Raw genomic sequence first — 22,819 nt, forward strand, 5'->3', positions numbered from 1 at the left:
GGACTCCGCAAATGAGAATCATTATTCTTGAGCAGTTCAATGCATTAGTCCTATGACAATTGTCAATGCGTTGGCAAAATCAGAAGGTAAAAACAAGGAAGCGATGCGTCGTTCGCACTAGGGGGTTTGACCAAGTATTCTGGGCGATGTACCTGGTTTTCCCGGACCACCGACAGATCGAGATGGACTGAAGATTTTGGCAAGACGTAGTGAGTAATACTCCGCCCCCGGCTAACGGCAGTTACTCCGCCGATGAGGCACTACGTTGTCTCTGTCCACAAGACGATGGACGCAGCAGAAGGGGCTTCTCCGGCAGGGGTATAACTAGGTTTTTTTCAGCGGCGACCAAACTTAAGGCAAAAAAAATCCAGTCGCTTTTAATCGACTGGATTTCTTAGGTTGTTTGGTCGGGACGGAGTGATTCGAACACTCGACCCCTTGCACCCCATGCAAGTGCGCTACCAGGCTGCGCTACGCCCCGACGTTGCTTCGACTTTGTCTGTCGAAGCGGGTCGCATAATACATTAACTATCTGAAATGAGAAAGTTTTTTTTCGGGTTGAGGCAAGTTCAGTGAGTGCGCAGAACCTGCAGAACTTCTTCCAGCTCGGTGATGGTCTGACGGATCAATTGCTTGTAATGGGTTACATCTTCCTTGGCTTCGTCGCCGGACAGGCGCTGACGCGCACCGCCGATAGTGAAGCCTTGGTCATACAACAGCGCACGGATCTGACGGATCATCAGAACGTCCTGGCGCTGGTAATAACGACGATTGCCGCGGCGCTTGACCGGGGACAATTGCGGGAATTCCTGCTCCCAATAGCGCAGTACGTGGGGTTTGACTGCGCAAAGCTCGCTCACTTCACCAATGGTGAAGTAACGTTTACCAGGGATAACTGGTAGTTCATCGTTATGGCTGGGTTCCAGCATATGCTTCTACTCGTGCCTTGAGTTTTTGTCCGGGGCGAAAGGTGACCACACGCCGGGCGGTAATGGGAATTTCTTCACCGGTCTTGGGGTTACGGCCTGGCCGCTGGCGCTTGTCGCGCAGGTCAAAGTTGCCGAAACCGGACAATTTGACCTGCTCGTTGCTTTCCAGGGCATTGCGAATCTCTTCGAAAAACAGTTCTACCAGTTCCTTGGCTTCACGTTTATTGAAACCGAGTTCCTCGTAGAGATGTTCCGCCATTTCTGCTTTTGTCAGAGCCCCCATAGACTATTTCCTTAGTGTGGCATTGAACCTTTGCTCCAAGGACGTCAGCACCTTGTCCATGACAGCGTTCACCTCATCATCAGTAAGAGTGCGCGAGGAATGCTGTAACGTCAAGCCGATTGCCAGACTTTTTCTATGCGGATCAATACCTTTACCCTCATACACGTCAAACAACCTGAGGTTTTTAAGAGCATCGCCTGCATTTGCACGAATGTCTGCCAGCAAATCTTCAGCCACTACCGTCTTGTCCACGAGCAATGCCACATCCCTTCGGACTTCCGGGAAGCGTGACAGTTCAGCGAATTTTGGCAGCCGGCCCTGAATGATCTTGCTTAAGGTTAGCTCAAATATGAACAGCGGGCCCTGAATGTCTAACTCGATAAGCAGCTGCGGATGCAATGCACCGAGCCAGCCGACAGTCTCACCATCGCGACTGATGCGCGCGCTCTGACCCGGGTGCAGTGCAGGATGCTCGGCGGGCTCGAACAGATACTGGTTACCGGCACCGCCCTGCCCCAGCAAGGCTTCAACGTCGCCTTTCACATCATAAAAGTCGAGCTTGTCGCTGCCGTTCGCCCAGCCCTCCGGGAGGCGAGATGCGCAGGCGACACCGGACAGCATCGGCTCCTGCAGCAGCTCGCCATTGCTTTGAGGCACAAAACGCAAACCGCTTTCGAACAGGCGCACACGGCCCTGCTGTCGATTCTGGTTATACTGCACCGCCTTGCTTAGACCGGGCCACAACGAGGTGCGCATGACCGCCATATCAGACGAGATAGGGTTAGCCAGTGCCAGCGGCTCGATCTCGGGATCAAAGAGTTTGTTCAAACCCGGCTCGACGAAGCTGTAAGTGATGGCTTCGTGATAACCGCGAGCAACCAGCAAACGACGCAGTACTGGCAGCTCACCACGGGTTTCCGGCTTGGCCGTCAGGTTTAGCGCGGCCGTTGGTGCACTGACGGGCAGACGGTTGTAACCGTACAGGCGTGCGAGCTCTTCGATCAGATCTACTTCAATGCTGATATCGAAACGATGACTTGGCACGTCCACCTGCCATTGCCCTTCGCCGTCGGCAGTGATGTATAGCCCCAGACCCGACAGATAGGCTTCAACATCAGCCCCTTTCATCTGCATGCCGAGCATCTGGTTGATACGTTCGCTACGCAAGGTGATCTGCTTTAGCGTTGGCAATGTGGTTTCGTTAACGGCCTCAATCACCGGACCCGGCTCACCGCCAACGATCTCCACGACCAGCGCAGTGGCGCGCTCTATGGCGTCGCGCTGTAACTGCCAATCCACACCGCGCTCAAAGCGATGTGATGAGTCGGTGTGCAGGCTGTAGCCGCGGGCCTTCCCGGCAATCGCGATGGTGTCGAAAAACGCGCTTTCCAAGAACAGGTCACGCGTGCCCTCGCTGACGCCACTATGCTCGCCACCCATAATGCCAGCCATGGCCAGCGGACGTTCGTGGTCCGCGATAACCAAAGTATCGGCGCGCAGGCTAATTTCCTGGCCATCGAGCAGAACCAGTTTCTCGCCCTCCACTGCCATGCGTACGCGGATGCCACCTTTGATCTCGGCCAAATCAAACGCATGCAGCGGCTGACCCAGCTCCAACATCACATAGTTGGTGATATCCACTACGGCATCGATGCTGCGAATATCGCTGCGGCGCAGACGCTCGACCATCCACAAGGGCGTAGGGCGCGACAGATCCACATTGCGAACTACGCGGCCCAAATAACGAGGACAGGCTTTGGGAGCTTTGAGCTCGACTGGACGCACCTCGTCGTGCACAGCCGCCACAGCATCAATATGCACGGGCGAAACCGCTTCACCGTAGTTGGCACCCACTTCACGGGCCAAGCCGGCAATCGACAGACAGTCGCCGCGGTTCGGCGTCAGGTCGACTTCAATGATCGCGTCATCCAGGCCCAGGTATTCACGCAGGTTCTGACCTGTGGGGGCGTCGGTTGGCAATTCGTAGAGGCCGTCGTGGTCATCTGACAGCTTCAGCTCGGCTGCAGAACAGAGCATGCCGAAGGATTCCACGCCACGCAGTTTGGCCTTCTTGATCTTGAAGTCTTCGCCCAGCTCGGCGCCAACCATGGCAAAGGGAATCTTGATGCCGGGGCGCGCATTGGGTGCGCCGCAGACCACCTGAAACTGCTCGCTACCGTTGCTGACCTGGCACACGCGCAGCTTGTCGGCGTCCGGGTGCTGTTCGGCACTGACGATCTCGCCCACCACTACACCGCTGAACACGCCAGCGGCCGGGGTGACGCTGTCTACTTCGAGTCCGGTCATGGACAGGCGCGCTACCAGCTCTTCACGGGAGACGTTGGGATTCACCCAGGTGCGCAGCCACTGTTCACTGAATTTCATTGTTGGTTCCTGCTCTCAAAAGGGTTGCGGGTGCGACGCTTAGCGAAACTGCTCAAGAAAACGCAGATCGTTATCGAAGAAGATTCGCAGATCGCCCACGCCGTAACGCAGCATTGTCAGGCGCTCGACGCCCATGCCGAAGGCAAACCCCTGGTATTTTTCCGGGTCGATGCCGGACATGCGCAGCACATCCGGATGCACCATGCCGCAGCCCAGCACTTCCAGCCAGTCAGCCTTCTCTTCACCGTTCTTGATCACGGTACGGCGGATATCCACCTCAGCGGACGGCTCGGTAAAGGGAAAGAACGAGGGTCGGAAGCGGACTTCCAGATCGGCCTCGAAGAACTCGCGCAGGAACTGCTCGATGGTGCCTTTCAGATCAGCAAAGCTCACGCCTTCGTCGATCAGCAGGCCTTCGACCTGGTGGAACATCGGCGAGTGGGTCTGATCCGAGTCGCAGCGGTAAACACGGCCCGGACAGATGATCCGGATCGGCGGCTGCGTGCTCTCCATGGTACGCACCTGCACCGGCGAGGTGTGCGTGCGCAGCAGGGTGTTGGCGTTGAAGTAGAAGGTGTCATGCATTGCCCGGGCCGGGTGATGGCCGGGAATGTTGAGGGCTTCAAAGTTATGGTAGTCGTCCTCGACTTCAGGACCTTCCTCGACGGTATAACCGACGTGGGCAAAAATCTGTTCGATCCGCTCCATAGTGCGCGTGACCGGATGCAATCCACCACTGACTTGGCCGCGGCCCGGCAGGGTAACGTCGACACGCTCGGCTGCCAACTTGGCGTTCAGCGCGGCGGCGTCCATATCCCTCTTGCATGCATTCAGCACGCTAGAGACTCGTTCTTTGGCGTCATTGACCATGGCACCCACTTTCGGGCGCTCTTCGGCCGGGATGTTGCCCAGGGTCTTCATCACCTGAGTCAGCTCACCCTTCTTACCCAGGTACTGCACGCGGATCTGCTCCAGCGCATTGACATCAGTTGCCTGCTCGATAGCTTCAAGGGCTTGGGAGACCAGGGCGTCAAGGTTTTCCATTTACAGACTCCAGAAACAAAAATAGGGGAAGAGCGATGAGGCTCTTCCCCTATTTATGACGTTGCCAACCGGAGCTAGGCTCCGGTGATTGTCGTAACGAGGGCTTAAGCCAGGCTAGCCTTTGCTTTTTCGACAATCGCGGTAAACGCCGCTTTTTCGTTCACAGCCAGATCGGCCAGAACTTTACGGTCGATTTCGATGGACGCTTTTTTCAGGCCAGCGATCAAACGGCTGTAGGACATACCGTTGATACGAGCACCAGCATTGATACGAGCGATCCACAGAGCACGGAACTGACGCTTGCGCTGCTTGCGGTCACGATAGGCATACTGACCTGCCTTGATAACCGCCTGCTTGGCAACACGGAATACACGCGAGCGCGCACCGTAGTAGCCTTTGGCGAGTTTCAGAATTTTCTTGTGACGCTTACGCGCCATTACACCACGCTTAACACGAGCCATTCTTTATATCCTCAACCTAGACTTAACGGAGACGCAACATGCGCTCGACTTTTTGCACATCAGCAGGGTGCAACTCGGAAGTACCCCGAAGTTGACGCTTACGCTTAGTGCTCATCTTGGTCAGGATGTGGCTCTTGAAAGCATGCTTGTGCTTGAGACCGTTGCCGGTCGCCTTGAAGCGCTTTGCAGCACCCCTTTTGGTCTTCATCTTTACTTTAGCCATGTTCAATTACTCCGCAAATTGCGTTAATAGATAACCGCAAGGCCTGGCGTTGCCCTGGAGGTTACTTTTTCTTCTTGGGTGCGATGACCATCATCAGCTGACGACCTTCCATTTTCGGGTACTGTTCGACGGTACCGTATTCAAGCAGGTCTTGTTCGACCCGTTTCAACAGTTCCATCCCCAGTTCCTGGTGGGCCATTTCGCGGCCGCGGAATCGCAATGAAACCTTGGCTTTATCCCCATCACTTAGGAAGCGTATCAGGTTGCGTAACTTCACCTGATAGTCCCCATCTTCCGTCCCTGGTCGAAACTTTATTTCTTTAATCTGAATCTGTTTCTGATTCTTCCGCGCTACGGCCTGCTGCTTCTTCTTTTCGAAGACATGCTTGCCGTAGTCCATGACTCGGCAAACCGGCGGCTCTGCATCGGGGGAGATTTCAACCAGGTCAAGCTTGGCCTCTTCTGCTACAGCCATCGCTTCCTGAATGGACACGATACCGATCTGTTCACCTTCGGCGCCGATCAGCCGCACTTCCCGTGCGGTGATGTTTTCGTTGATCGGCGGACGTTGTGCGGCTCTTTTGTCTTGTCTCATCTCGCGTTTAATCTTTATAGCTCCGAATTCTGGCGGCCTCGTTGTGCAACGGCGCGGTCAAGGAACTCTGAGAACTCGGTAACCGTCATGGAACCCAGATCTTTGCCCTCCCGCGTGCGCACGGCCACAGTGTGCGATTCGACTTCTCTATCACCTATTACCAGCAGATAGGGAGTCTTGTTCAAAGTATGCTCGCGAATCTTAAAGCCAATTTTCTCGTTTCTCAAGTCCGCAGTTGCTCTATAGCCCATTTCATTCAGGCTTTTCTCCACTTCGGAGCAAAAAACCGCCTGATTATCGGTGATATTGAGAATCGCGGCCTGAGTTGGAGCTAACCAGGCTGGAAAATCGCCAGCGTAGTGTTCGATCAGAATTCCAATAAATCGTTCAAAGGAACCCAGGATCGCGCGGTGCAACATGACCGGAGTCTTGCGCGCACCATCTTCTGCCACATATTGCGCGCCCAAACGGCCCGGCAACATGAAATCCAGCTGCAAAGTACCACACTGCCATACCCGGCCAATGCAGTCCTTCAGGGAAAACTCGATCTTTGGACCGTAGAAAGCGCCCTCACCCGGCTGCAGATCCCATTTCAGGCCAGCTTCGTTGAGTGCAGCTTCCAGACCCTGTTCGGCCTGATCCCAATCGGCGTCGTCGCCCATACGGTCATCCGGACGGGTCGACAGTTTCAGCTCGACGTCGTCAAAACCAAAGTCTTTGTACACTTGCAGGGTCAGCTTGATGAAATCAGCCGCCTCGGACTTGACCTGCTCATCGGTACAGAAGATGTGCGCGTCGTCCTGGGTAAAGCCGCGTACGCGCATCAGGCCGTGCAACGAACCGGATGGCTCGTTGCGGTGGCAGGAGCCGAACTCGGCCAGACGCAACGGCAATTCGCGGTAGCTCTTCAGGCCCTGATTGAACACCTGCACGTGGCACGGGCAGTTCATCGGCTTGATCGCGTAGTCACGGCTTTCCGACTCGGTGGTGAACATGTTCGCCGAGTAGTGCTCCCAGTGGCCGGAGCGCTCCCAGAGGACGCGATCGACGACCTGCGGGGTCTTGATCTCTTTGTAACCGCTGACGCGCTGCAGATTGCGCATGTACTGCTCGAGCACCTGATAGATAGTCCAGCCATTCGGGTGCCAGAAGACCATGCCCGGCGCTTCTTCCTGGGTGTGGAACAGGCCCAGGCGCTTGCCGATTTTACGGTGATCGCGCTTTTCGGCTTCTTCCATACGCTGAATGTAGGCGGCCAGCTGCTTCTTGTCGGCCCAGGCGGTACCGTAGATGCGCTGCAGCTGCTCGTTCTTGGCATCGCCACGCCAGTAGGCGCCGGAAATACGGGTCAGCTGGAAGGCCTTGAGAAAGCGCGTGTTCGGCACGTGCGGACCGCGGCACATGTCGACGTATTCTTCATGGTAATACAGGCCCATCGCCTGCTCGTCCGGCATATCTTCCACCAGACGCAGTTTGTAGTCTTCACCGCGGGACTCGAACACCTCAATGACCTGATCACGCGGCGTGACCTTCTTGATCACATCGTAATCGGTAGCGATCAGCTCACGCATGCGCGCTTCGATCGCGGCCATGTCGTCAGGGGTAAAGGAGCGCTCGTAGGCGATATCGTAATAGAAGCCATCGTCGATCACCGGACCGATGACCATCTTGGCGGTCGGATACAGCTGTTTGACCGCGTGACCAATCAGGTGCGCACAGGAGTGGCGAATGATTTCCAACCCCTCTTCGTCCTTCGGCGTGATGATCTGCAGAGTGGCATCAGTATCGATAATGTCGCAGGCGTCGACCAGACGGCCGTCAACCTTACCGGCTAGCGTCGCTTTGGCCAGGCCAGCGCCGATCGAGGCGGCCACATCAGCTACGGATACAGGGTGATCGAAACTGCGCTGACTGCCGTCAGGGAGAGTAATAGTGGGCATATGCCGCTCCTTCTCAGTGGTGACCCCTACGCAAGGCCACATGATGGAAAAGTCCGCTTGGGTTGCCTGTTACTGCAGTTCATACCGGCTGACGATTGCCGGCAGCCCTCTTCAGGCTACTGCAAAGACGCCCCAAATGGCGCTGAAAAAGAAAAGCCCGGTCACATGGACCGGGCTTTCAATTTGGTAGGCACGATTGGATTCGAACCAACGACCCCCACCATGTCAAGGTGGTGCTCTAACCAACTGAGCTACGTGCCTGCAATGGCCGCGAACTTTACGCAGCACGCCGGACCTTGTCAAGCATAAGCTACTGATAAAAGCGGATAAATCGTTTATTTGCTCAGATTGATGTGTGACTGGGCAAACAGGGCTCGGTTTAACGACAAGGCGGATGTTAAGACATGCTCCGCTTGGATTCCCGCCTACGCGGGAATGACGGGGTGCCGGGGGTCGTTCGGTGTATTGCTTCACACCCCGCCGCCGCCTACCCACTCCGTCATCCTCGCGAACGCGAGGATCCATTGAGAGAGTCTTAGGCCGGAGTATCCGTAAGTGCCGTAAAGGTCAAAATGGATTCCCGCCTTCGCGGGAGTGACGGAGTATTAGGGCAGGTCGGAGTATCACCCCAAAGCCCCCGCTGCCAGCCCCACGCCCGTCATCCTCGCGAACGCGGGGATCCATTGAGAGGGTCTTAGGCCGGAGTATCCGTAAGTGCCGCAAAGGTCAAAATGGATTCCCGCGAGCGCGGGAATGACGATGCATTGAGGATCGCGGGGTATATTACCTCAACCCTGGGCCTCTCACCCCCTGTAGCCCGAGCTCACCCTCCACCTCAAGCATCACCTGACGCCAACGCCGCGCCACCTCATCTCATCAGCGCCTCACCTCACTTCACCCCGCATCATCCCCGTCCCACCCCTCGTCATCCCCGCGTAGGCGGGGATCCAAGCGGTGTCTGCGATTTACACCTTGATCAACTGAGCCCGCAGCTTCTGTATCTCGTCGCGCATACCCGCCGCTGCCTCGAATTCCAGATCCCGCGCATGGTGGTACATCTTCTCTTCCAGCTGCTTGATCCGCTTGGTGATCTCGGAGGGCGAGCGCAACTGGGCTGCGCTGTACTCGGCTGCGTCCTCGGCCGCCTTGAGCTTCTTGCGCTTGTTCGAGCGGCTGTTGCTGCCCGGCACCACCGCGCCTTCCATAATGTCCTGGACGCTTTTGGTAATGCCGACAGGCGTAATATTGTGCTCCAGGTTGAACGCAATCTGTTTCTCGCGGCGCCGCTCGGTTTCACCAATTGCCCGCTCCATCGAGCCGGTCATTCGGTCAGCATAGAGGATCGCCTTGCCGTTCAGGTTACGCGCTGCCCGGCCAATGGTCTGGATCAACGAACGCTCGGAACGCAGAAAGCCCTCCTTATCCGCATCCAGAATAGCAACAAGAGAAACCTCTGGCATATCAAGGCCTTCGCGCAGCAAGTTAATCCCAACTAGCACATCAAACGCACCGATACGCAGGTCGCGAATAATCTCCACCCGCTCGACCGTGTCGATATCCGAGTGCAGATAGCGTACCCGTACGCCGTGATCTGACAGGTAGTCGGTAAGGTCTTCAGCCATGCGTTTGGTCAGTGTAGTGACCAGCACCCGCTCTTCCTTGGCCGCGCGCAAGGCAATTTCGGACAGCAGATCATCCACCTGGCTGGTGGCGGGCCGCACTTCGATCAGCGGGTCCACCAGACCAGTAGGCCGCACTACCTGCTCGACCGTGCGCCCAGCATGTTCTGCCTCATAAGGGCCTGGCGTGGCAGACACAAAAATCGCCTGGGGCGAGATCAGCTCCCATTCATCGAAGCGCATTGGCCGATTGTCCAGCGCAGACGGCAGGCGGAAGCCGTACTCCACCAACGTTTCCTTGCGCGAGCGGTCGCCTTTGTACATAGCGCCAACCTGAGGCACCGATACGTGGGATTCGTCAATAATCAATAACGCGTTCTTTGGCAGATAGTCGAACAGAGTCGGCGGCGCCTGACCATGGCCGCGACCGGACAGGTAGCGGGAGTAGTTCTCGATGCCGTTGCAGTAACCCAGCTCGAGAATCATCTCCATATCAAAGCGCGTACGCTGCTCCAGACGCTGGGCTTCAACCAGCTTATTCTGGCTTTTAAGCACTTCTAGGCGCTCGCCCAACTCGACCTTGATATGCTCGACCGCATCTAGAAGCTTTTCCCTCGGCGTCACATAATGTGATTTAGGATAAACAGTTACACGCGGAACCTTGCGTAATACTTCACCTGTAAGCGGATCGAAATAGCTGATGGTTTCGACCACATCGTCGAACAACTCGATGCGGATCGCTTCCAGATCCGATTCCGCCGGGAAGATATCGATCACGTCACCGCGTACCCGGTAATTGGCCCGTGACAGCTCCATATCGTTACGCGTGTATTGCAGCTCGGCCAAACGGCGCAGCAGGGAGCGCTGATCCAACTGATCACCACGATCCACATGCAACACCATACGCAGGTAAGACGCCGGGTCACCCAGACCATAAATCGCCGAGACGGTGGCGACGATGATCGCATCGGGCCGCTCAAGCAGGGCTTTGGTCGCGGACAGGCGCATCTGCTCGATATGGTCGTTGATCGACGCGTCCTTCTCGATAAAGGTATCCGAGGAAGGTACGTAGGCTTCGGGCTGGTAATAGTCGTAATAGGAGACGAAATACTCGACCGAGTTATTCGGAAAGAATTCACGAAACTCCCCGTACAGCTGCGCCGCCAGCGTTTTGTTCGGCGCCATAATGATCGCCGGGCGCTGTACCTGTTGAATGACATTGGCGATGGTAAAGGTTTTGCCGGAGCCGGTGACCCCGAGCAGCGTTTGGTGCGACAGCCCGGCTTCCAGGCCTTCCACCAGCTGCGCGATGGCCGTAGGCTGGTCGCCGGCGGGCTGAAAACGGGTCTGTAGCTTGAATTGGCTCATGGGGTCTGGGTTCCGCGGGTGAAAATCGACGACTACTATATCATTGCCTGTGTCAGCTTCTGACAGCAGTCCACGGCAAAGGGTTTCAGCATGCTGCCAGTTGCGGCCGCACTCGCACAGGATGGCTTGTCTGTTTATAATGCCCCCCGGTTACACCCACCCACCTGCTTTGAGTTTGCCTATACCATGACTCTGTTCTCCCCTGTTGAAATGGCTCCACGCGACCCGATTCTTGGCCTGAACGAAGCCTTCAATGCCGATACCCGAGCTGACAAGGTCAACCTGGGTGTCGGGGTGTATTACGACGAAAATGGCAAGGTGCCCTTGCTGCGTGCAGTGCAGGCCGCCGAAGAAGCGCGCGTGGCTGAACATGCAGCGCGCGCGTACCTTCCGATGGAAGGCTTGGCGCCCTACGATCAGGCAGTTCAGACCCTGCTATTCGGCACTGATTCGCCGCTGCTGCAATCCGGCAAACTGATCACCGCGCAAGCATTAGGTGGTACCGGCGCCTTGAAGCTGGGCGCGGACTTTCTATATCGCCTGCTCGACAAGCGTCTGGTAGCGATCAGTGATCCGAGCTGGGAAAACCATCGCGCGCTATTCGAGGCCGCTGGCTTTGAGGTGGTGAACTACCCCTATTACGACCCAACCACCCACGGGGTCGATCTGGAAGGCATGTTGCAGGGTATCGAAGCCCTGCCCGAAGGCAGCGTGGTATTGCTGCACGCCTGTTGCCACAACCCAACCGGCGCTGACCTGAGCCTGGCTGACTGGACTCGGGTAATCGACGTGGTACAGCGCCGCAAGCACGTGCCTTTCCTGGATATAGCCTACCAGGGTTTCGGCGACAATCTGCAGGACGACGCCATTGCCGTGCGCTTATTCGCCGAATCCGGTCTGCCGATGTTTATTGCCAGCTCGTTCTCTAAATCCTTTTCGCTGTATGGCGAGCGTGTAGGCGCCCTGACTCTGGTAACCGAGAGCAAGGTAGAAAGCGCGATGGTCCTGTCGCAACTCAAGCGCGTAATCCGGACCAACTACTCCAACCCGCCCACCCACGGAGCCAAGGTGGTAGCCAAGGTGTTGACCGATCCCGAGCTTTACGCGCAATGGGAAGAGGAGCTGGCTGAAATGCGCGATCGCATTCGCCAGATGCGTCAGGCGCTGGTGGAGAAATTGACTGCGGCGGGCGTGAGCATGGACATGGATTTCATCCGCCTCCAACGCGGCATGTTTTCCTACTCCGGTCTGACCCAGCTTCAGGTGGCAATGCTGGCTGAAGACTTTGGGATCTATGCCGTAGGTAGCGGGCGGATCTGCGTAGCGGCATTGAACCACGGCAATATTGACCATGTCGCGAATGCGATGGCTCAGGTTCTACTGACCACTAACAGCTGACCCAGAAGCTCGGCACTTAGATAAAAAGGCAGTCCAAGGCGTTGACTTGGATGATATTTTTGATAAAGTGCGCAGCGTCCGATCCGCGATAGCTCAGTTGGTAGAGCAAATGACTGTTAATCATTGGGTCCCAGGTTCGAGTCCTGGTCGCGGAGCCACTATTTGAAAAAGCCTGTGCTGTTGCACGGGCTTTTTTGTATCCGGGTTTTGAGGTTAAGTGTAACGGTAATGATGGTGCATATGTTTTAGTCGAGGCACCGTAGCTCACCATAAATTGGTACTAACCGGGCACATGGGTTACCGATGAAACCGTGCCATACCGCAAGCGGCTCCGCCTAGAGCTTCAATCCCCGACTGATAATCTCCTTCATAATCTCCGAGGTGCCAGCGAATATCCGCTGAATCCTAGCATTGGCGTACATACGGCAGATCGGGTACTCCCACATATATCCCGCCCCACCATGCAACTGCACGCCTTCGTCCACCACGCGCCCGAGTAATTCTGTGGTAAACAGCTTAGCCTCGGCAGCGACCTCAGCGGTGAGCTTCTTTTCGTTATGGTCCATCACGCAGCGGTCGACAAACACCTGCGCCACGTCGATCTGTGTGCGCATCTCGGCCAGTTTGAATCGGGTATTCTGAAAATCAGCCACCGCACGGCCAAATGCCTTGCGCTCTTTAACGTACTCCATGGTCGCCTGGAAAGCGGCCTCGGCACCGGCTACCGCACCGCAGGCGTTGGTTAGGCGTTCCTGGGCGAGCATCTGCATCAAATAGATGAAGCCTGCCTTGCCATCACCCAGCAGGTTGGCCTTGGGGACCTTTACGTCGTTGAAAAACAGCTCAGCGGTGTCCTGACTGTGCATGCCCAGTTTCTTCAGCTTGCGGCCACGCTCAAAGCCCGGCATACCCCGCTCGACCAGAAACAAGCCCATCGCATGCTTGTTGGCTGGATCGGTCTTGGCTGCGACGATCACCAGGTCACTGAGCAGGCCATTGGAGATATAGGTCTTTGAGCCGTTGAGCACATAATGATCACCCTTATCCACAGCGCTAGTCCGCATGCCAGCCAGATCCGATCCCGCCCCCGGCTCGGTCATGGCCACCGCCAGAATGCATTCGCCGCGAATAACCCCAGGCAGGAAGCGCTGCTTTTGCTCTTCATTGCCGTACTCGGTGATATAAGGCCCGCACAGCGCAGAGTGCAACGGCAGCATAAAGCCTGGCTCATTGATGTAGGCTAACTCTTCGCTCATGATCTGTTCGTAGCGGAAATCCTTGATCCCCGACCCGCCGTAGGCTTGATCGGCCCAAGGCAGCAAAAATCCCATTTCACCCGCCTTGGTCCAAACCGCCCGATCGACCATGCCCGCCTCTTCCCAGCGTTCCTGGTGCGGGACAACTTCCTTTTGCAGGAAACTGCGAAAGGATTGGCGAAACAGGTTGTGCTCGGTATCGAAGTGAATGCGCTGCATGACCGACTCCTTTTGATGATGTATCCAGATTAGGTCTAGGCCGCGAGCGCCTCAATGACGCGAACGCTCACAGCAATTGACCATTTCGCCGGGTTGCGGGGGTGCGGCAGCTATGGCTAACTCGCTGGCAACAGAAAAAAGGCAGAAGCATGCATAACAGGTCCGTCGCCATTCATTTCGTCAAGGCCGTGCTGGCAGGCGCGGAGCGTCAGGGGCACGCTAGAACCTCGTTGTTGCGCGCGGCGGACATCAACCCTGAGCTGCTGGAGCAGCCGCGCATGCGCGTTGATCCCGCACAATATGCGCGGCTGGTGCAGGTGGTCTGGCATACCCTGCAGGACGAATACATGGGGCTGGGTAAGTCGCCTAGCAAGCCGGGCACTTTTGCCATGATGTGTCACGCGCTGATCCACTGCCCGACCCTGGAAAAAGCACTCAAGCGGGGCATGCTGTTTTACGGTCTGTTCCCGGATGCACCGCAGGTACAGCTGCGCGAGGAGGGAGAGCTCACCTGGCTGGAAATCGACACTCGCGTGATGGATGATCCGGATCACTTTCTTACCGAATCCCTGCTGGTAATCTGGCACCGGCTGGGCAGTTGGCTGATTGGTAAACGCATTCCATTAGAGCAAGCCTGCTTTGACTATTGCCGCCCCCCGCAACACCAGGAATATGAACTGATTTACGGCTGCGATCTGCACTTTGACCAACCGACAACCGCCGTCGCCCTGCGCACTCACTACCTCCAGATGCCACTGATCCAGGATGAGCGCACGCTCAAGCGCTTTCTCGCACACTCACCCTCTGATCTGTTATCGCGCAGGGACTTCGGCAATAGTCTGTCCAGCCGACTTCGGCAACTGATTGGCAAACGGGTTGGAGCAGATATGCCGGATATGGAGGCAGTGGCCGGCCAACTGAATATGAGCCCTGCGACCCTGCGCCGGCACTTGCGCGAGGAAGGCACCTCCTGGCAAGAGCTTAAAGACCATCTGCGCCGCGATATCGCCATCTATCATCTGGCCCGCCAGGATCTGGCGATTCAGGACATTGCCGCATTACTCGGATTCTCCGAGCCATCAGCCTTTCACCGCGCTTTCAAAAAATGGACCGGTTTAACACCGGGCGAATATCATTGAAATAAATCGATAGATATGCCGGGTCATAAACGCTATATCTATCGCGCAATCAGATATTATGATTGCGCCGAGCACGCCACCAGTACCCTTACGCGGATTATTTCGCGATTGAATGCCTGGGTAACAACCGTCTCTTCGCCGGGCTCAAGCCGTGCACGTTTGGCTGCAGGCCGTTCCGGACCGTTAACAAAGCTGGCTTCGCACAACACTGGCTGGGTGCCGGTATGCGTTAATGTAACGGTGGCAATATTGCTCACCTGACCACTGACCGCTCTTACGCCCAGGTCGTCTCCCTGCAACTCGACCTCAATAGGAAAAGGTTTGTTGGGGGCCGGTATGGTCTGGGCCATTAGCGGCATGGATAGCAGCGTTAGCACCATTATCGACAAGGATTTAGTCATGATAACTCCTATTAAACTTAGCCTCAGAGTACGCCAGGACTGTTTGCCATGAAAGCACCCCGCGTTACCCTTGAACAGTGGCGAACTCTGCAAGCAGTGGTCGACCACGGTGGCTTTGCTCAAGCCGCTGAAGCGCTGCACCGTTCGCAGTCATCGATCAGTTACACCGTGGCCAAAATGCAGGAGCAGCTTGGTACCCCCCTGCTTGAAATAGAAGGCCGCAAGGCGGTACTGACCGACGCTGGCGAGGTATTGCTGCGCCGTTCACGTGCATTGGTCAAGCAGGCCAGCCAATTGGAAACGCTAGCTTTCAATATGGACCAGGGATGGGAACCGGAGGTTCGACTGGTAGTTGATGCGGCCTTCCCCACCGCCCGCCTGGCAGCCGCATTGAAAGCGTTCATGCCTTTGAGCCAGGGCTGTCGGGTGCAGTTGCGCGAGGAGGTGCTGTCCGGTGTAGAAGACTGTTTACTGGATAATTCTGCGGATCTGGCGATTTCCGGAATGAGCATTGCCGGCTACTTGCCGCACCAGATCAACAAGGTTGAGTTCATGGCGGTGGCCAACCCGGAGCATCCGCTGCACCAATTGCAACGGCAACTGACCCACGATGATCTGCAAACTCAATTACAGGTCGTGATTCGCGATTCTGGCCATCACCCCATCGATTCCGGTTGGCTTGGCGCTGAACAGCGCTGGACAGTCACCAGCATCGGTACCGCCGCCAGCCTGGTTGCCAGTGGGCTGGGCTTCGCCTGGCTACCCCGGCATGAGATTCAACGTCAGCTGGATAACCATGAATTGTTACCCCTGCGCCTTCAGCAAGGCACTTATCGTTCGCATTTCATGTACCTATATGCCAATAAGGACAAGCCTCTCGGCCCTGCGACGCGCATCCTTGCCGATCTATTAATTGAACATTCGATGACAGACTGACATCCGCCGAAGATGCTGACTAGAATACATCCCGGCTTGATCACAATAGGAAGGACCCATGCCACATATCACCATTGACGGCTGCAGCCTGCACTACACCGACCAAGGCGAGGGCCCAACGGTGTTGTTAATCCACGGACTGGGCTCCAGCACACGCGACTGGGAGTACCAGGTGCCCAGTTTGACGCCCTATTTCCGGGTGATTTGTCTGGATATGCGCGGGCACGGTCAGAGCGACAAGCCCAGGGGCGGGTACTCGATCAAACGCTTTGCTGCCGATTGCGTGGCCTTCATTGAGCAATTGCAACTGGTAAAACCGCACATCGTTGGCATCTCCATGGGTGGCATGATCGCCTTTCAACTGGCGACCGAGCGTCCTGAGTTGCCTGCCAGCCTGACCATAGTCAACAGCGGCCCCGAGGTCATCCCACGCAAGCCCGCAGAATATGTGATGGTCGCCAAACGCCTGTTCTTCGCCCACGTTCTGCCGCTGCCGATGATCGCCCGCGGGCTGGCCAAGATGCTGTTTCCCAAGCCAGAGCAGCAGTCTATCCGCGAGACATTTGAAAGCCGTTGGAATGAAAATGACCGGCGCGCCTATTTAGCGTCGTTGCGTGCAATCGTCGGCTGGGGCGTCAGCGACAAGCTGAGCCGTATCGACTGCCCGGTATTGGTAGTAGCTGCTGATATGGACTACACGCCGGTAGAGAGCAAGCGTGAATACGTCAGTCGGCTCGGCGATGCGCGGCTGGAAGTGATAGAGGATTCCCGGCATGGCACCCCTATCGACCAGGCCGACAAATTCAATACCCTGTTACTGGACTTTTTACGCCATTCAGGGTCTGCTGCACCCACCCAATCGTGATAACCGGAGAATAATTATGCTTAAACGCCTCATTGGCGCTTGTGCGCTGCTACTGATTGCGACTACAGCGGCAGCCGAAAATCCGCGCGTGTTGTTGCAAACCAGCCATGGCGACATGCTGATTGAATTGAATGCTGAAAAAGCGCCGATCAGCGTGGAGAACTTCCTGCGCTATACCGATGCCGGACACTACGACGGTTTGATCTTCCACCGTGTGATTCCGGGCTTCATGATCCAGGGCGGCGGCTTTAACCCCGACATGCGTCAGCGTGACGTGGGCCAGCCAATCAAGAATGAAGCTGATAATGGCCTGCTGAACACCCGCTACACCCTGGCCATGGCCCGTACTCAGGTAGTGGATAGCGCCACCAGCCAGTTCTTCATCAACTTGGGTAGCAATGATTTTCTCAACCACGGCGGTCGCGATTTCGGCTACGCCGTGTTCGGTGAAGTGGTTGAGGGCCAGCACGTGGTCGAAACCATCGCCAAGGTGCCCACCGGCAACCAGGGCATGCATCAGAATGTGCCGACCAACCCGGTCACCATCATCAGCGCCAAGCGCGTAGAGGCCTCCGCAGAGTAATAGCGCTGCCAGCGCGGGATTCTGCTCTACTCGGTCTGTCGGTAGGGTAGATAGCCCCGCGCTTGCAGGTGATAAGCCTGCATACCCTCGCGCTCACGCTCTAGAAAGCCCGCCACCGCCGCATGCAGTGGTTCCTGCAACTTGTGCCAGGATTGGGTCAATACCGGCTCAAAACCACGGATCAGCTTGTGCTCGCCCTGGGCCCCCGCATCGAAGCGCGTCAGACCTTCAGCAATGCAGCGCTCCATGCCCTGATAGAAACAGGTTTCAAAGTGCAAGCGGTCGTACTCTTCCAGGCACCCCCAATAACGCCCATACAGCGAACTCTGGTCCGCCAGAAAAAAGGCCCCGGCCACATCACGGCCAGCATGACGGGCAAATACCAGGCGGATCGCTTCGGGCATGGACTCGCCGAGCAGTTGAAAGAACGCGGGCGTCAGGTAAGGCTGCTGCCCACGCTTGAGGTAGGTCGCGGCATAGAATGGATAGAAATTATCCCACACCGCCGGGGTCAACTCCGCCCCTGTTAGCCAATGGAAGCTGATGCCCTGCTCCGCCACCGCCTGACGTTCCTTGCGGAAATTCTTGCGTTTGCGCGAATTGCACGCGGCCAGAAAATCATCGAAATGCTGATAGCCCCGGTTAAACCAATGGAACTGACAACCCAACCGCTGCACCCAGCCTGCGGCTTGCAAAGCCAGGTTCTCTTCACCGAGATTGAACAGCAAATGTGCTCCGGACGCCTGGCTCTGCGTCAACCCGTCATTCAGGTAATGCAGCAGCAGGTCGCGGCTGGCTTCGCAGCGCGCCAACAGGCGCGGGCCCTGAACCGGGGAATAGGGGATAGCGGCAAGTAGCTTCGGATAGTAGTCCCGCCCTGCCCGCTCCCAGGCCTGCGCCCACTGAAAATCGAACACGTATTCGCCATATGAGTGCATTTTGCGATACAACGGCAAGGCAGCCTGCAGGCTGTCATCGTCATTGACTACCAGCAGATGTGCAGGCTCCCACCCTTGCTCCGCACAGACCGAACCGCTGTTTTCCAGCGCAACCAGAAACGCGTGGCGCATAAACGGATAGTCGTTACTCAGCAGGCTGTCCCATTGCTCGGCGGGGACGTCTTCAATGTGGGCAAGTTGGCGTATTTTCATTTGCATAGCATGCCATACCGCGCCGGGTCATCGCAGCATTGCATGCTCTTCAAAGCCCCGGATTTACCACTTCTGGTGTCTGGCCCTACCCCCCAAGCTACGCTGCTAGCTGGAGAGCAGCACCTTCATTCCCGTCATTGCCACGAAAGCCGGAATCCATTTTGACTTTCAGCCACCAACGAGCAACCAATAAAAAACCCCGCCAAAGCGGGGTCTTCCAAACGAATGCACCTTCTATTTTTCCGCCCACTGCAGAAACGCCTGACGGCTTTCGGGGCTAAGCATCAACCACAGCTGCTGCAGTGTGGTCAGGGTTGCATCAGTGTGCGGGAGGGTCTGTGTGGCAGGTGCTGCCTGCGAGGGCACCACAGGCGCTGCTGTAACAGGCGCCTGAGCCCCCAGCGGCTTGACCTCGTCGGAATAAGTCGGTGAGCTTCCACCGCCCATCAACTGGCCTACCAGCGAAACGTAAGCCGGACCTGGCTCAGTGGGATTGCGCTGACCGCTACGCGTGTTCTGCGCCCAACCCGAGAACTCGTCTTTCATGGCTCTGGCTTCGGTCAGGTTCTGCGGGGCGTCGAAGTCCAGACGCCAGATATCTCCAGCCTGACCATCGATCATGAAAGTAGCACTGCGTGTGCGCACAACCTCATGACTCAGACCGCCATCAACATCATAAATGTTTTCGTAATAAGCATTGATTCGATACTGGCCGGGCTGCAGGTGCAGCTTGCGATCGCGATTGCCTGTCATGCTGTTGGCTGCGGGCACTGGCTGGCCATTGATATTCAATACTTCAAGCGTATAAGGCATTTCTACCACGACAACCTGAGCGGCCGGCTGCTCGGCGCCGGAATAGAGTTTGACCGGCTCTCGCTGGGCACAGGCGGCCAGCATACAGGCAACAGCGACTACGAACAGGCTTCGCATGACAACTCCTTGATATAGCAAAAATACAATTAGGTGGGGGCAATCTTCCGCAGAGCGGTTGGAGGCAATAATAAGACGAAAAGATGTCACTAATATGACAAAAGGGTTGTGCCAGCGGCACAACCCTTTTTCAGTACAGCGTCAAACTATCGGTCAGAAGTCGTAGCGCAGACCTACTGACAAGCCAGTTGCATCTTCGCCAGCTGCCCCAGAGGGGTTAGCAGTACGAGCCTGGCTCCATGGTGTCAGAGCAGCGTTGGAATCGTTGTCAACCATGGCGTAGTTAGCATAAACGCGAACAGCCTTGTCCAACTTGTGCTCAACGCCTATGACCCACATATCGCTGTCGAAGTTGTCGGCGTCTGCATCACGAGTCATCCACATGCCCTTGATTGCAGTGTTGGACGCGACTTTCAGCTCGGCGCCCAGACCAAAAGTATCGGCGGTCAGTTGATCACGGACAGCGGGCGTAACAGCATCGTTCGTGTAATCAATAGTCTGGTAGAACGCCACTGCCTTGATCGCATCAGTTATCTTGTAAGCACCGGCAAAACGAATACCGTCACGCTCTCCACGACCGGTATCTTCTTCTGCCTGCTCATAGGCCAGCGCAGCCTCGATAACCGAGCCAGCATAGTTCAGAGACATGCTCAGGGTATCGGAATCAACATCTTCTCCCGCCACGGTATCTTCATGTACCGAATAGCCCAACTTGGCGTTAAAACCGCTAAAGTTTGGTGTGGTGTATTCGATAGTGTTGTCATAACGTTCGTCGAAGCGCGCGTTACCAACACGGGTCAGGTTACGCATGTCGCCGACCTGATCACCGAACAGGTTGGCCGGGCCACGAGCAGCCTTGAACGGGCTGTCGAAACGACCCATGCGAGCACTACCGAAGTTACCACTCAGACCGACGAAAGTGTCACGGGTGCTGAAAGAATTGTCGTTATCGGTTCCGAAGTCGATCTGCTGTTCAATCTGGAAGAAAGCTTTCAGATTTGGGTTGATCTCATGATCACCCTTGAAGCCCAGGCGTGAAGAGTTGCTGGACAGGTTGGTCTCGGAGTAATCAGCACCGTCGTCCAGATAGTCAACGGATACGTGGGCACGGCCATAGATGCTCACATCGGCCATGGCCATAACTGGCATGGCAGCAGCGGCCCCAACAACAATCGCAAGCAGCTTCTTATTCATCAGTAAATCTCCTAGGTTTTTTAAACGCCAGCTCAGGTGACGTGACGTCGTTGTTTCGACTGGAGCGATTATGGAAATCCCAGATGACCAAACGGTTACCGTCTGATGAAGATTTGAATGCGTAGGGAACTTTTAGCGGAATGAGTGATACATGACGAGGTCATGTGAACTCACAAAAAAAGACCCCACCGAAGTGGGGCTGAAGGAGCAGTACCTAATTTGACGCAGGCGGTGTCAACCGAATGAATCAAGTTGCCGATAATGAATCCCGATGATGTCAATATCATGACACTGTGAAGTCATTATCAAGACAATGTTCCGGCTTGACGCTCAAACAGGATGTCCTGTTCAAACCACTGAGTCAGCAGCCCAGTGGCCTGGGCCAGAAAGGCCTGGTCTACCGTCAGCCCTGACTGGTGTGCCAGCGCCTGCAAAAGCGGCTGCAGCGCTTGCTCTGCCTGCAACCCCAACGCCAATTGATAGGCAAAGGCGGTAAGCTGCATGAAGCGCACTTTGTCAGCTCTGTCCCGCCAGGCCAGCAGACAGGTGGGCGTCGCCGGCACTTCCACCGGCCGATAGCTATCGCCCAACTGATGCACCGGCCATTGATAAGCCAGTGGCCAGGCCAGCGGCGACCAGGCCAACGGCACACTCAGTAAATCCCCCAGCAACGGTGTCACTGGAGGCAGCATGACATCGGCTATATCCAGCGCTAACTCAACGCGCTCGTAGTGGGCCAGCTCGAGCATAAAAGGCGGGTCATCGGCCTCCGCCTGGTAGCCTTGCTGAAGCCAATCGATGAATTCCTGAGTAATGTCCAGAAAGTAAGGACTGCGGCAGCGGTGTGACGCAATAAAGTCGCGCACGATCTGTTGCCAGCGCACATCCGGCACCAGTCTGCGTAATACCGGAAAACCGCTTGATAGAAACCCCTCGATGTTGCGAAAGAACAAACCCTCGTAGAGCTCCATGCGTTCGGCGGCTATGCCCGGCAAGCACGCAGTGGATCGCGGCTCCCGAAGCCGCGCGGCGAACTGGCACTGCGACTCTTTTGCGCTCACGCCGCACCTGAGAAACGGCGTGCGTGGGCCTGCATGGTGCGAATGCGCTCCACCTCCGCCAGTAATTGGTCCAGCGGCGGAAAGTTGAAATCGCGTTCTAGCAATGTAGGTCTGACGCCATGCTGGCGATACGCATGACCAAGCAAATCCCAAACGGGATCGATCACTGGTGCGCCGTGAGTATCGACCTTCAATTGATCGGATTGGTCGTAATGCCCAGCCACATGCATATAAGCAATGCGTTCACCGGGCATGGCGTTGATATAGGAGTACGCATCCATGTCGAAATTGATCGCGTTGACGTAGACGTTATTGACGTCCAGCAGCAGTTGACAGTCCGCCTCCGTCAGCACCGCACGGATGAATTGGGCTTCATTCATGGCACCAGGCAGGGCTGCATAAGCAGAAACGTTTTCGATAATCAACCGCCGTTCGAGCACATCCTCGACCTGCCGGATACGCGCAGCAATGCGCCAGACGTTTTCCTCACAGAAAGCCACAGGCATAAGGTCATAGAGTTGACCATCATCCGCACAGGCCGAGAGGTGCTCGCTGTAACCCTTGATGCCATGCAGATTGAGGAAATCCCGGACGGCCCTGACCAGGGTCATATCCAGTGGAGCGAACCCGCCCAGGTTGAGGGACAGGCCATGGCAGAGAAAGGGGAAGCGCTCGGTCATGGCACGAAATTGCCGCCCCATACGCCCGCCCAAGCCTATCCAGTTTTCCGGAGCGACCTCAAGAAAGTCGAGCTTCGCCGATGCGCAGTTGGCGAGTTCTGCAAGCAGCGCCCGACGCAACCCTAGCCCTGCTCCTTGAACAAAATCCTCAGCCATCAC

At 56.3% G+C, this 22,819-nt stretch carries 21 protein-coding genes, 3 tRNA genes and 1 pseudogene; 7 read left to right on the forward strand and 18 right to left on the reverse strand.

Translation table 11 applies throughout. From position 1 onward, the window contains the following. Positions 1 to 194: 194 nt before the first annotated feature. A pseudogene (locus K787_RS25890) lies at positions 195 to 296 on the forward strand (alkaline phosphatase); the annotation flags it as partial. Between the two features lie 108 nt (positions 297 to 404). Here K787_RS25890 and K787_RS0117605 read toward each other — a convergent pair. The 11 genes from K787_RS0117605 to uvrB form a co-directional block, all read right to left on the reverse strand. Beyond that, a tRNA-Pro gene (locus K787_RS0117605) sits at positions 405 to 481 on the reverse strand. An 88-nt stretch (positions 482 to 569) separates the two neighbouring features. Further along, positions 570 to 929, reverse strand: coding sequence for a MerR family transcriptional regulator (locus K787_RS0117610; protein WP_022964137.1), 360 nt, complete (start codon positions 927 to 929; stop codon positions 570 to 572). Further along, positions 910 to 1,212: an integration host factor subunit alpha gene (ihfA, locus tag K787_RS0117615; RefSeq protein ID WP_022964138.1), complete on the reverse strand. Its 303-nt coding sequence runs from the start codon at positions 1,210 to 1,212 to the stop codon at positions 910 to 912. The genes K787_RS0117610 and ihfA overlap by 20 nt, the downstream gene beginning before the upstream one ends. Before the next feature lie 3 nt (positions 1,213 to 1,215). Next, on the reverse strand, positions 1,216 to 3,597 hold the full coding sequence (pheT, locus tag K787_RS0117620) for a phenylalanine--tRNA ligase subunit beta (protein ID WP_022964139.1): 2,382 nt from the start codon (positions 3,595 to 3,597) through the stop codon (positions 1,216 to 1,218). A gap of 39 nt (positions 3,598 to 3,636) precedes the next feature. Further along, positions 3,637 to 4,641, reverse strand: a complete 1,005-nt coding sequence (pheS, locus tag K787_RS0117625; protein WP_022964140.1) for a phenylalanine--tRNA ligase subunit alpha — start codon at positions 4,639 to 4,641, stop codon at positions 3,637 to 3,639. A 104-nt stretch (positions 4,642 to 4,745) separates the two neighbouring features. After that, complete coding sequence (rplT, locus tag K787_RS0117630; RefSeq protein WP_022964141.1) at positions 4,746 to 5,102, reverse strand: 50S ribosomal protein L20; 357 nt, start codon at positions 5,100 to 5,102, stop codon at positions 4,746 to 4,748. Between the two features lie 22 nt (positions 5,103 to 5,124). Next, positions 5,125 to 5,325: a 50S ribosomal protein L35 gene (gene rpmI / locus K787_RS0117635; RefSeq protein WP_022964142.1), complete on the reverse strand. Its 201-nt coding sequence runs from the start codon at positions 5,323 to 5,325 to the stop codon at positions 5,125 to 5,127. Between the two features lie 61 nt (positions 5,326 to 5,386). Further along, on the reverse strand, positions 5,387 to 5,938 hold the full coding sequence (gene infC, locus K787_RS0117640) for a translation initiation factor IF-3 (protein ID WP_201765123.1): 552 nt from the start codon (positions 5,936 to 5,938) through the stop codon (positions 5,387 to 5,389). After that, positions 5,935 to 7,860, reverse strand: coding sequence for a threonine--tRNA ligase (gene thrS / locus K787_RS0117645; RefSeq protein ID WP_022964144.1), 1,926 nt, complete (start codon positions 7,858 to 7,860; stop codon positions 5,935 to 5,937). The genes infC and thrS overlap by 4 nt, the downstream gene beginning before the upstream one ends. A gap of 184 nt (positions 7,861 to 8,044) precedes the next feature. Beyond that, a tRNA-Val gene (locus K787_RS0117650) sits at positions 8,045 to 8,121 on the reverse strand. Between the two features lie 704 nt (positions 8,122 to 8,825). Continuing rightward, positions 8,826 to 10,847: an excinuclease ABC subunit UvrB gene (gene uvrB, locus K787_RS0117655; protein WP_022964145.1), complete on the reverse strand. Its 2,022-nt coding sequence runs from the start codon at positions 10,845 to 10,847 to the stop codon at positions 8,826 to 8,828. A gap of 186 nt (positions 10,848 to 11,033) precedes the next feature. On the opposite strand from uvrB, the gene K787_RS0117660 reads away from it, so the two are divergent. Both K787_RS0117660 and K787_RS0117665 read left to right on the forward strand, forming a co-directional pair. After that, positions 11,034 to 12,245: an amino acid aminotransferase gene (locus tag K787_RS0117660; protein WP_028615068.1), complete on the forward strand. Its 1,212-nt coding sequence runs from the start codon at positions 11,034 to 11,036 to the stop codon at positions 12,243 to 12,245. Positions 12,246 to 12,327: 82 nt separating this feature from the next. Further along, positions 12,328 to 12,403 (forward strand) — tRNA-Asn (locus K787_RS0117665). A gap of 177 nt (positions 12,404 to 12,580) precedes the next feature. Here the strand turns inward: K787_RS0117665 and K787_RS0117670 are convergent. Further along, positions 12,581 to 13,720 carry an acyl-CoA dehydrogenase family protein gene (locus K787_RS0117670; protein WP_022964147.1) on the reverse strand — a complete coding sequence of 380 codons (1,140 nt, stop codon included), beginning with the start codon at positions 13,718 to 13,720 and terminating at the stop codon, positions 12,581 to 12,583. A gap of 149 nt (positions 13,721 to 13,869) precedes the next feature. Here K787_RS0117670 and K787_RS0117675 point away from each other — a divergent pair, with 149 nt between their 5' ends. Beyond that, positions 13,870 to 14,859 (forward strand): AraC family transcriptional regulator, encoded by a 990-nt coding sequence (locus K787_RS0117675; protein ID WP_022964148.1) that lies wholly within the window; start codon positions 13,870 to 13,872, stop codon positions 14,857 to 14,859. A gap of 56 nt (positions 14,860 to 14,915) precedes the next feature. Here K787_RS0117675 and K787_RS24400 read toward each other — a convergent pair whose 3' ends face one another. Further along, positions 14,916 to 15,260 (reverse strand): hypothetical protein, encoded by a 345-nt coding sequence (locus tag K787_RS24400; RefSeq protein WP_152486862.1) that lies wholly within the window; start codon positions 15,258 to 15,260, stop codon positions 14,916 to 14,918. Positions 15,261 to 15,308: 48 nt separating this feature from the next. On the opposite strand from K787_RS24400, the gene K787_RS0117685 reads away from it, so the two are divergent. The 3 genes from K787_RS0117685 to K787_RS0117695 are packed head-to-tail and all read left to right on the forward strand — an operon-like array spanning position 15,309 to position 17,644. Then, entirely contained in the window at positions 15,309 to 16,196 is an 888-nt protein-coding gene (locus K787_RS0117685; protein ID WP_022964150.1) for a LysR family transcriptional regulator, read from the forward strand. A 58-nt stretch (positions 16,197 to 16,254) separates the two neighbouring features. Further along, complete coding sequence (locus tag K787_RS0117690; RefSeq protein WP_022964151.1) at positions 16,255 to 17,061, forward strand: alpha/beta fold hydrolase; 807 nt, start codon at positions 16,255 to 16,257, stop codon at positions 17,059 to 17,061. Between the two features lie 16 nt (positions 17,062 to 17,077). Next, positions 17,078 to 17,644, forward strand: a complete 567-nt coding sequence (locus K787_RS0117695) for a peptidylprolyl isomerase (RefSeq protein ID WP_022964152.1) — start codon at positions 17,078 to 17,080, stop codon at positions 17,642 to 17,644. A gap of 26 nt (positions 17,645 to 17,670) precedes the next feature. On the opposite strand, the gene K787_RS0117700 is transcribed toward K787_RS0117695, so the two are convergent. The 5 genes from K787_RS0117700 to K787_RS0117720 form a co-directional block, all read right to left on the reverse strand. Beyond that, entirely contained in the window at positions 17,671 to 18,795 is a 1,125-nt protein-coding gene (locus tag K787_RS0117700) for a GNAT family N-acetyltransferase (protein ID WP_028615069.1), read from the reverse strand. 234 nt (positions 18,796 to 19,029) lie between these two features. Next, on the reverse strand, positions 19,030 to 19,725 hold the full coding sequence (locus K787_RS0117705) for a DUF2057 family protein (RefSeq protein ID WP_022964154.1): 696 nt from the start codon (positions 19,723 to 19,725) through the stop codon (positions 19,030 to 19,032). 153 nt (positions 19,726 to 19,878) lie between these two features. Then, the gene (locus K787_RS0117710) at positions 19,879 to 20,919 is read right to left on the reverse strand and encodes a porin (protein WP_022964155.1); all 1,041 of its coding nucleotides are present in this window, start codon (positions 20,917 to 20,919) and stop codon (positions 19,879 to 19,881) included. A gap of 305 nt (positions 20,920 to 21,224) precedes the next feature. Beyond that, positions 21,225 to 21,980 (reverse strand): HvfC family RiPP maturation protein, encoded by a 756-nt coding sequence (locus tag K787_RS0117715; protein ID WP_022964156.1) that lies wholly within the window; start codon positions 21,978 to 21,980, stop codon positions 21,225 to 21,227. Continuing rightward, a complete protein-coding gene (locus K787_RS0117720; protein WP_028615070.1) occupies positions 21,977 to 22,816 on the reverse strand; it encodes an HvfB family MNIO-type RiPP peptide maturase in 840 nt (279 codons plus the stop codon). Before K787_RS0117720 ends, K787_RS0117715 begins: the two co-directional genes overlap by 4 nt. Positions 22,817 to 22,819 lie beyond the last annotated feature (3 nt).

Origin of the sequence: Halopseudomonas pelagia CL-AP6, from assembly GCF_000410875.1 — a bacterium.
In the GTDB taxonomy this organism is placed as follows: Bacteria; Pseudomonadota; Gammaproteobacteria; order Pseudomonadales; family Pseudomonadaceae; genus Halopseudomonas; species Halopseudomonas pelagia.

Bases quoted from the DNA above. Each gene is read 5' to 3' on its own strand.
- K787_RS0117610 (WP_022964137.1), bottom strand. From the start codon at position 929: ATGCTGGAACCCAGCCATAACGATGAACTACCAGTTATCCCTGGTAAA.
- ihfA (WP_022964138.1), bottom strand. From the start codon at position 1,212: ATGGGGGCTCTGACAAAAGCAGAAATGGCGGAACATCTCTACGAGGAA.
- pheT (WP_022964139.1), bottom strand. From the start codon at position 3,597: ATGAAATTCAGTGAACAGTGGCTGCGCACCTGGGTGAATCCCAACGTC.
- pheS (WP_022964140.1), bottom strand. From the start codon at position 4,641: ATGGAAAACCTTGACGCCCTGGTCTCCCAAGCCCTTGAAGCTATCGAG.
- rplT (WP_022964141.1), bottom strand. From the start codon at position 5,102: ATGGCTCGTGTTAAGCGTGGTGTAATGGCGCGTAAGCGTCACAAGAAA.
- rpmI (WP_022964142.1), bottom strand. From the start codon at position 5,325: ATGGCTAAAGTAAAGATGAAGACCAAAAGGGGTGCTGCAAAGCGCTTC.
- thrS (WP_022964144.1), bottom strand. From the start codon at position 7,860: ATGCCCACTATTACTCTCCCTGACGGCAGTCAGCGCAGTTTCGATCAC.
- uvrB (WP_022964145.1), bottom strand. From the start codon at position 10,847: ATGAGCCAATTCAAGCTACAGACCCGTTTTCAGCCCGCCGGCGACCAG.
- K787_RS0117660 (WP_028615068.1), top strand. From the start codon at position 11,034: ATGACTCTGTTCTCCCCTGTTGAAATGGCTCCACGCGACCCGATTCTT.
- K787_RS0117670 (WP_022964147.1), bottom strand. From the start codon at position 13,720: ATGCAGCGCATTCACTTCGATACCGAGCACAACCTGTTTCGCCAATCC.
- K787_RS0117675 (WP_022964148.1), top strand. From the start codon at position 13,870: ATGCATAACAGGTCCGTCGCCATTCATTTCGTCAAGGCCGTGCTGGCA.
- K787_RS24400 (WP_152486862.1), bottom strand. From the start codon at position 15,260: ATGACTAAATCCTTGTCGATAATGGTGCTAACGCTGCTATCCATGCCG.
- K787_RS0117685 (WP_022964150.1), top strand. From the start codon at position 15,309: ATGAAAGCACCCCGCGTTACCCTTGAACAGTGGCGAACTCTGCAAGCA.
- K787_RS0117690 (WP_022964151.1), top strand. From the start codon at position 16,255: ATGCCACATATCACCATTGACGGCTGCAGCCTGCACTACACCGACCAA.
- K787_RS0117695 (WP_022964152.1), top strand. From the start codon at position 17,078: ATGCTTAAACGCCTCATTGGCGCTTGTGCGCTGCTACTGATTGCGACT.
- K787_RS0117700 (WP_028615069.1), bottom strand. From the start codon at position 18,795: ATGAAAATACGCCAACTTGCCCACATTGAAGACGTCCCCGCCGAGCAA.
- K787_RS0117705 (WP_022964154.1), bottom strand. From the start codon at position 19,725: ATGCGAAGCCTGTTCGTAGTCGCTGTTGCCTGTATGCTGGCCGCCTGT.
- K787_RS0117710 (WP_022964155.1), bottom strand. From the start codon at position 20,919: ATGAATAAGAAGCTGCTTGCGATTGTTGTTGGGGCCGCTGCTGCCATG.
- K787_RS0117720 (WP_028615070.1), bottom strand. From the start codon at position 22,816: ATGGCTGAGGATTTTGTTCAAGGAGCAGGGCTAGGGTTGCGTCGGGCG.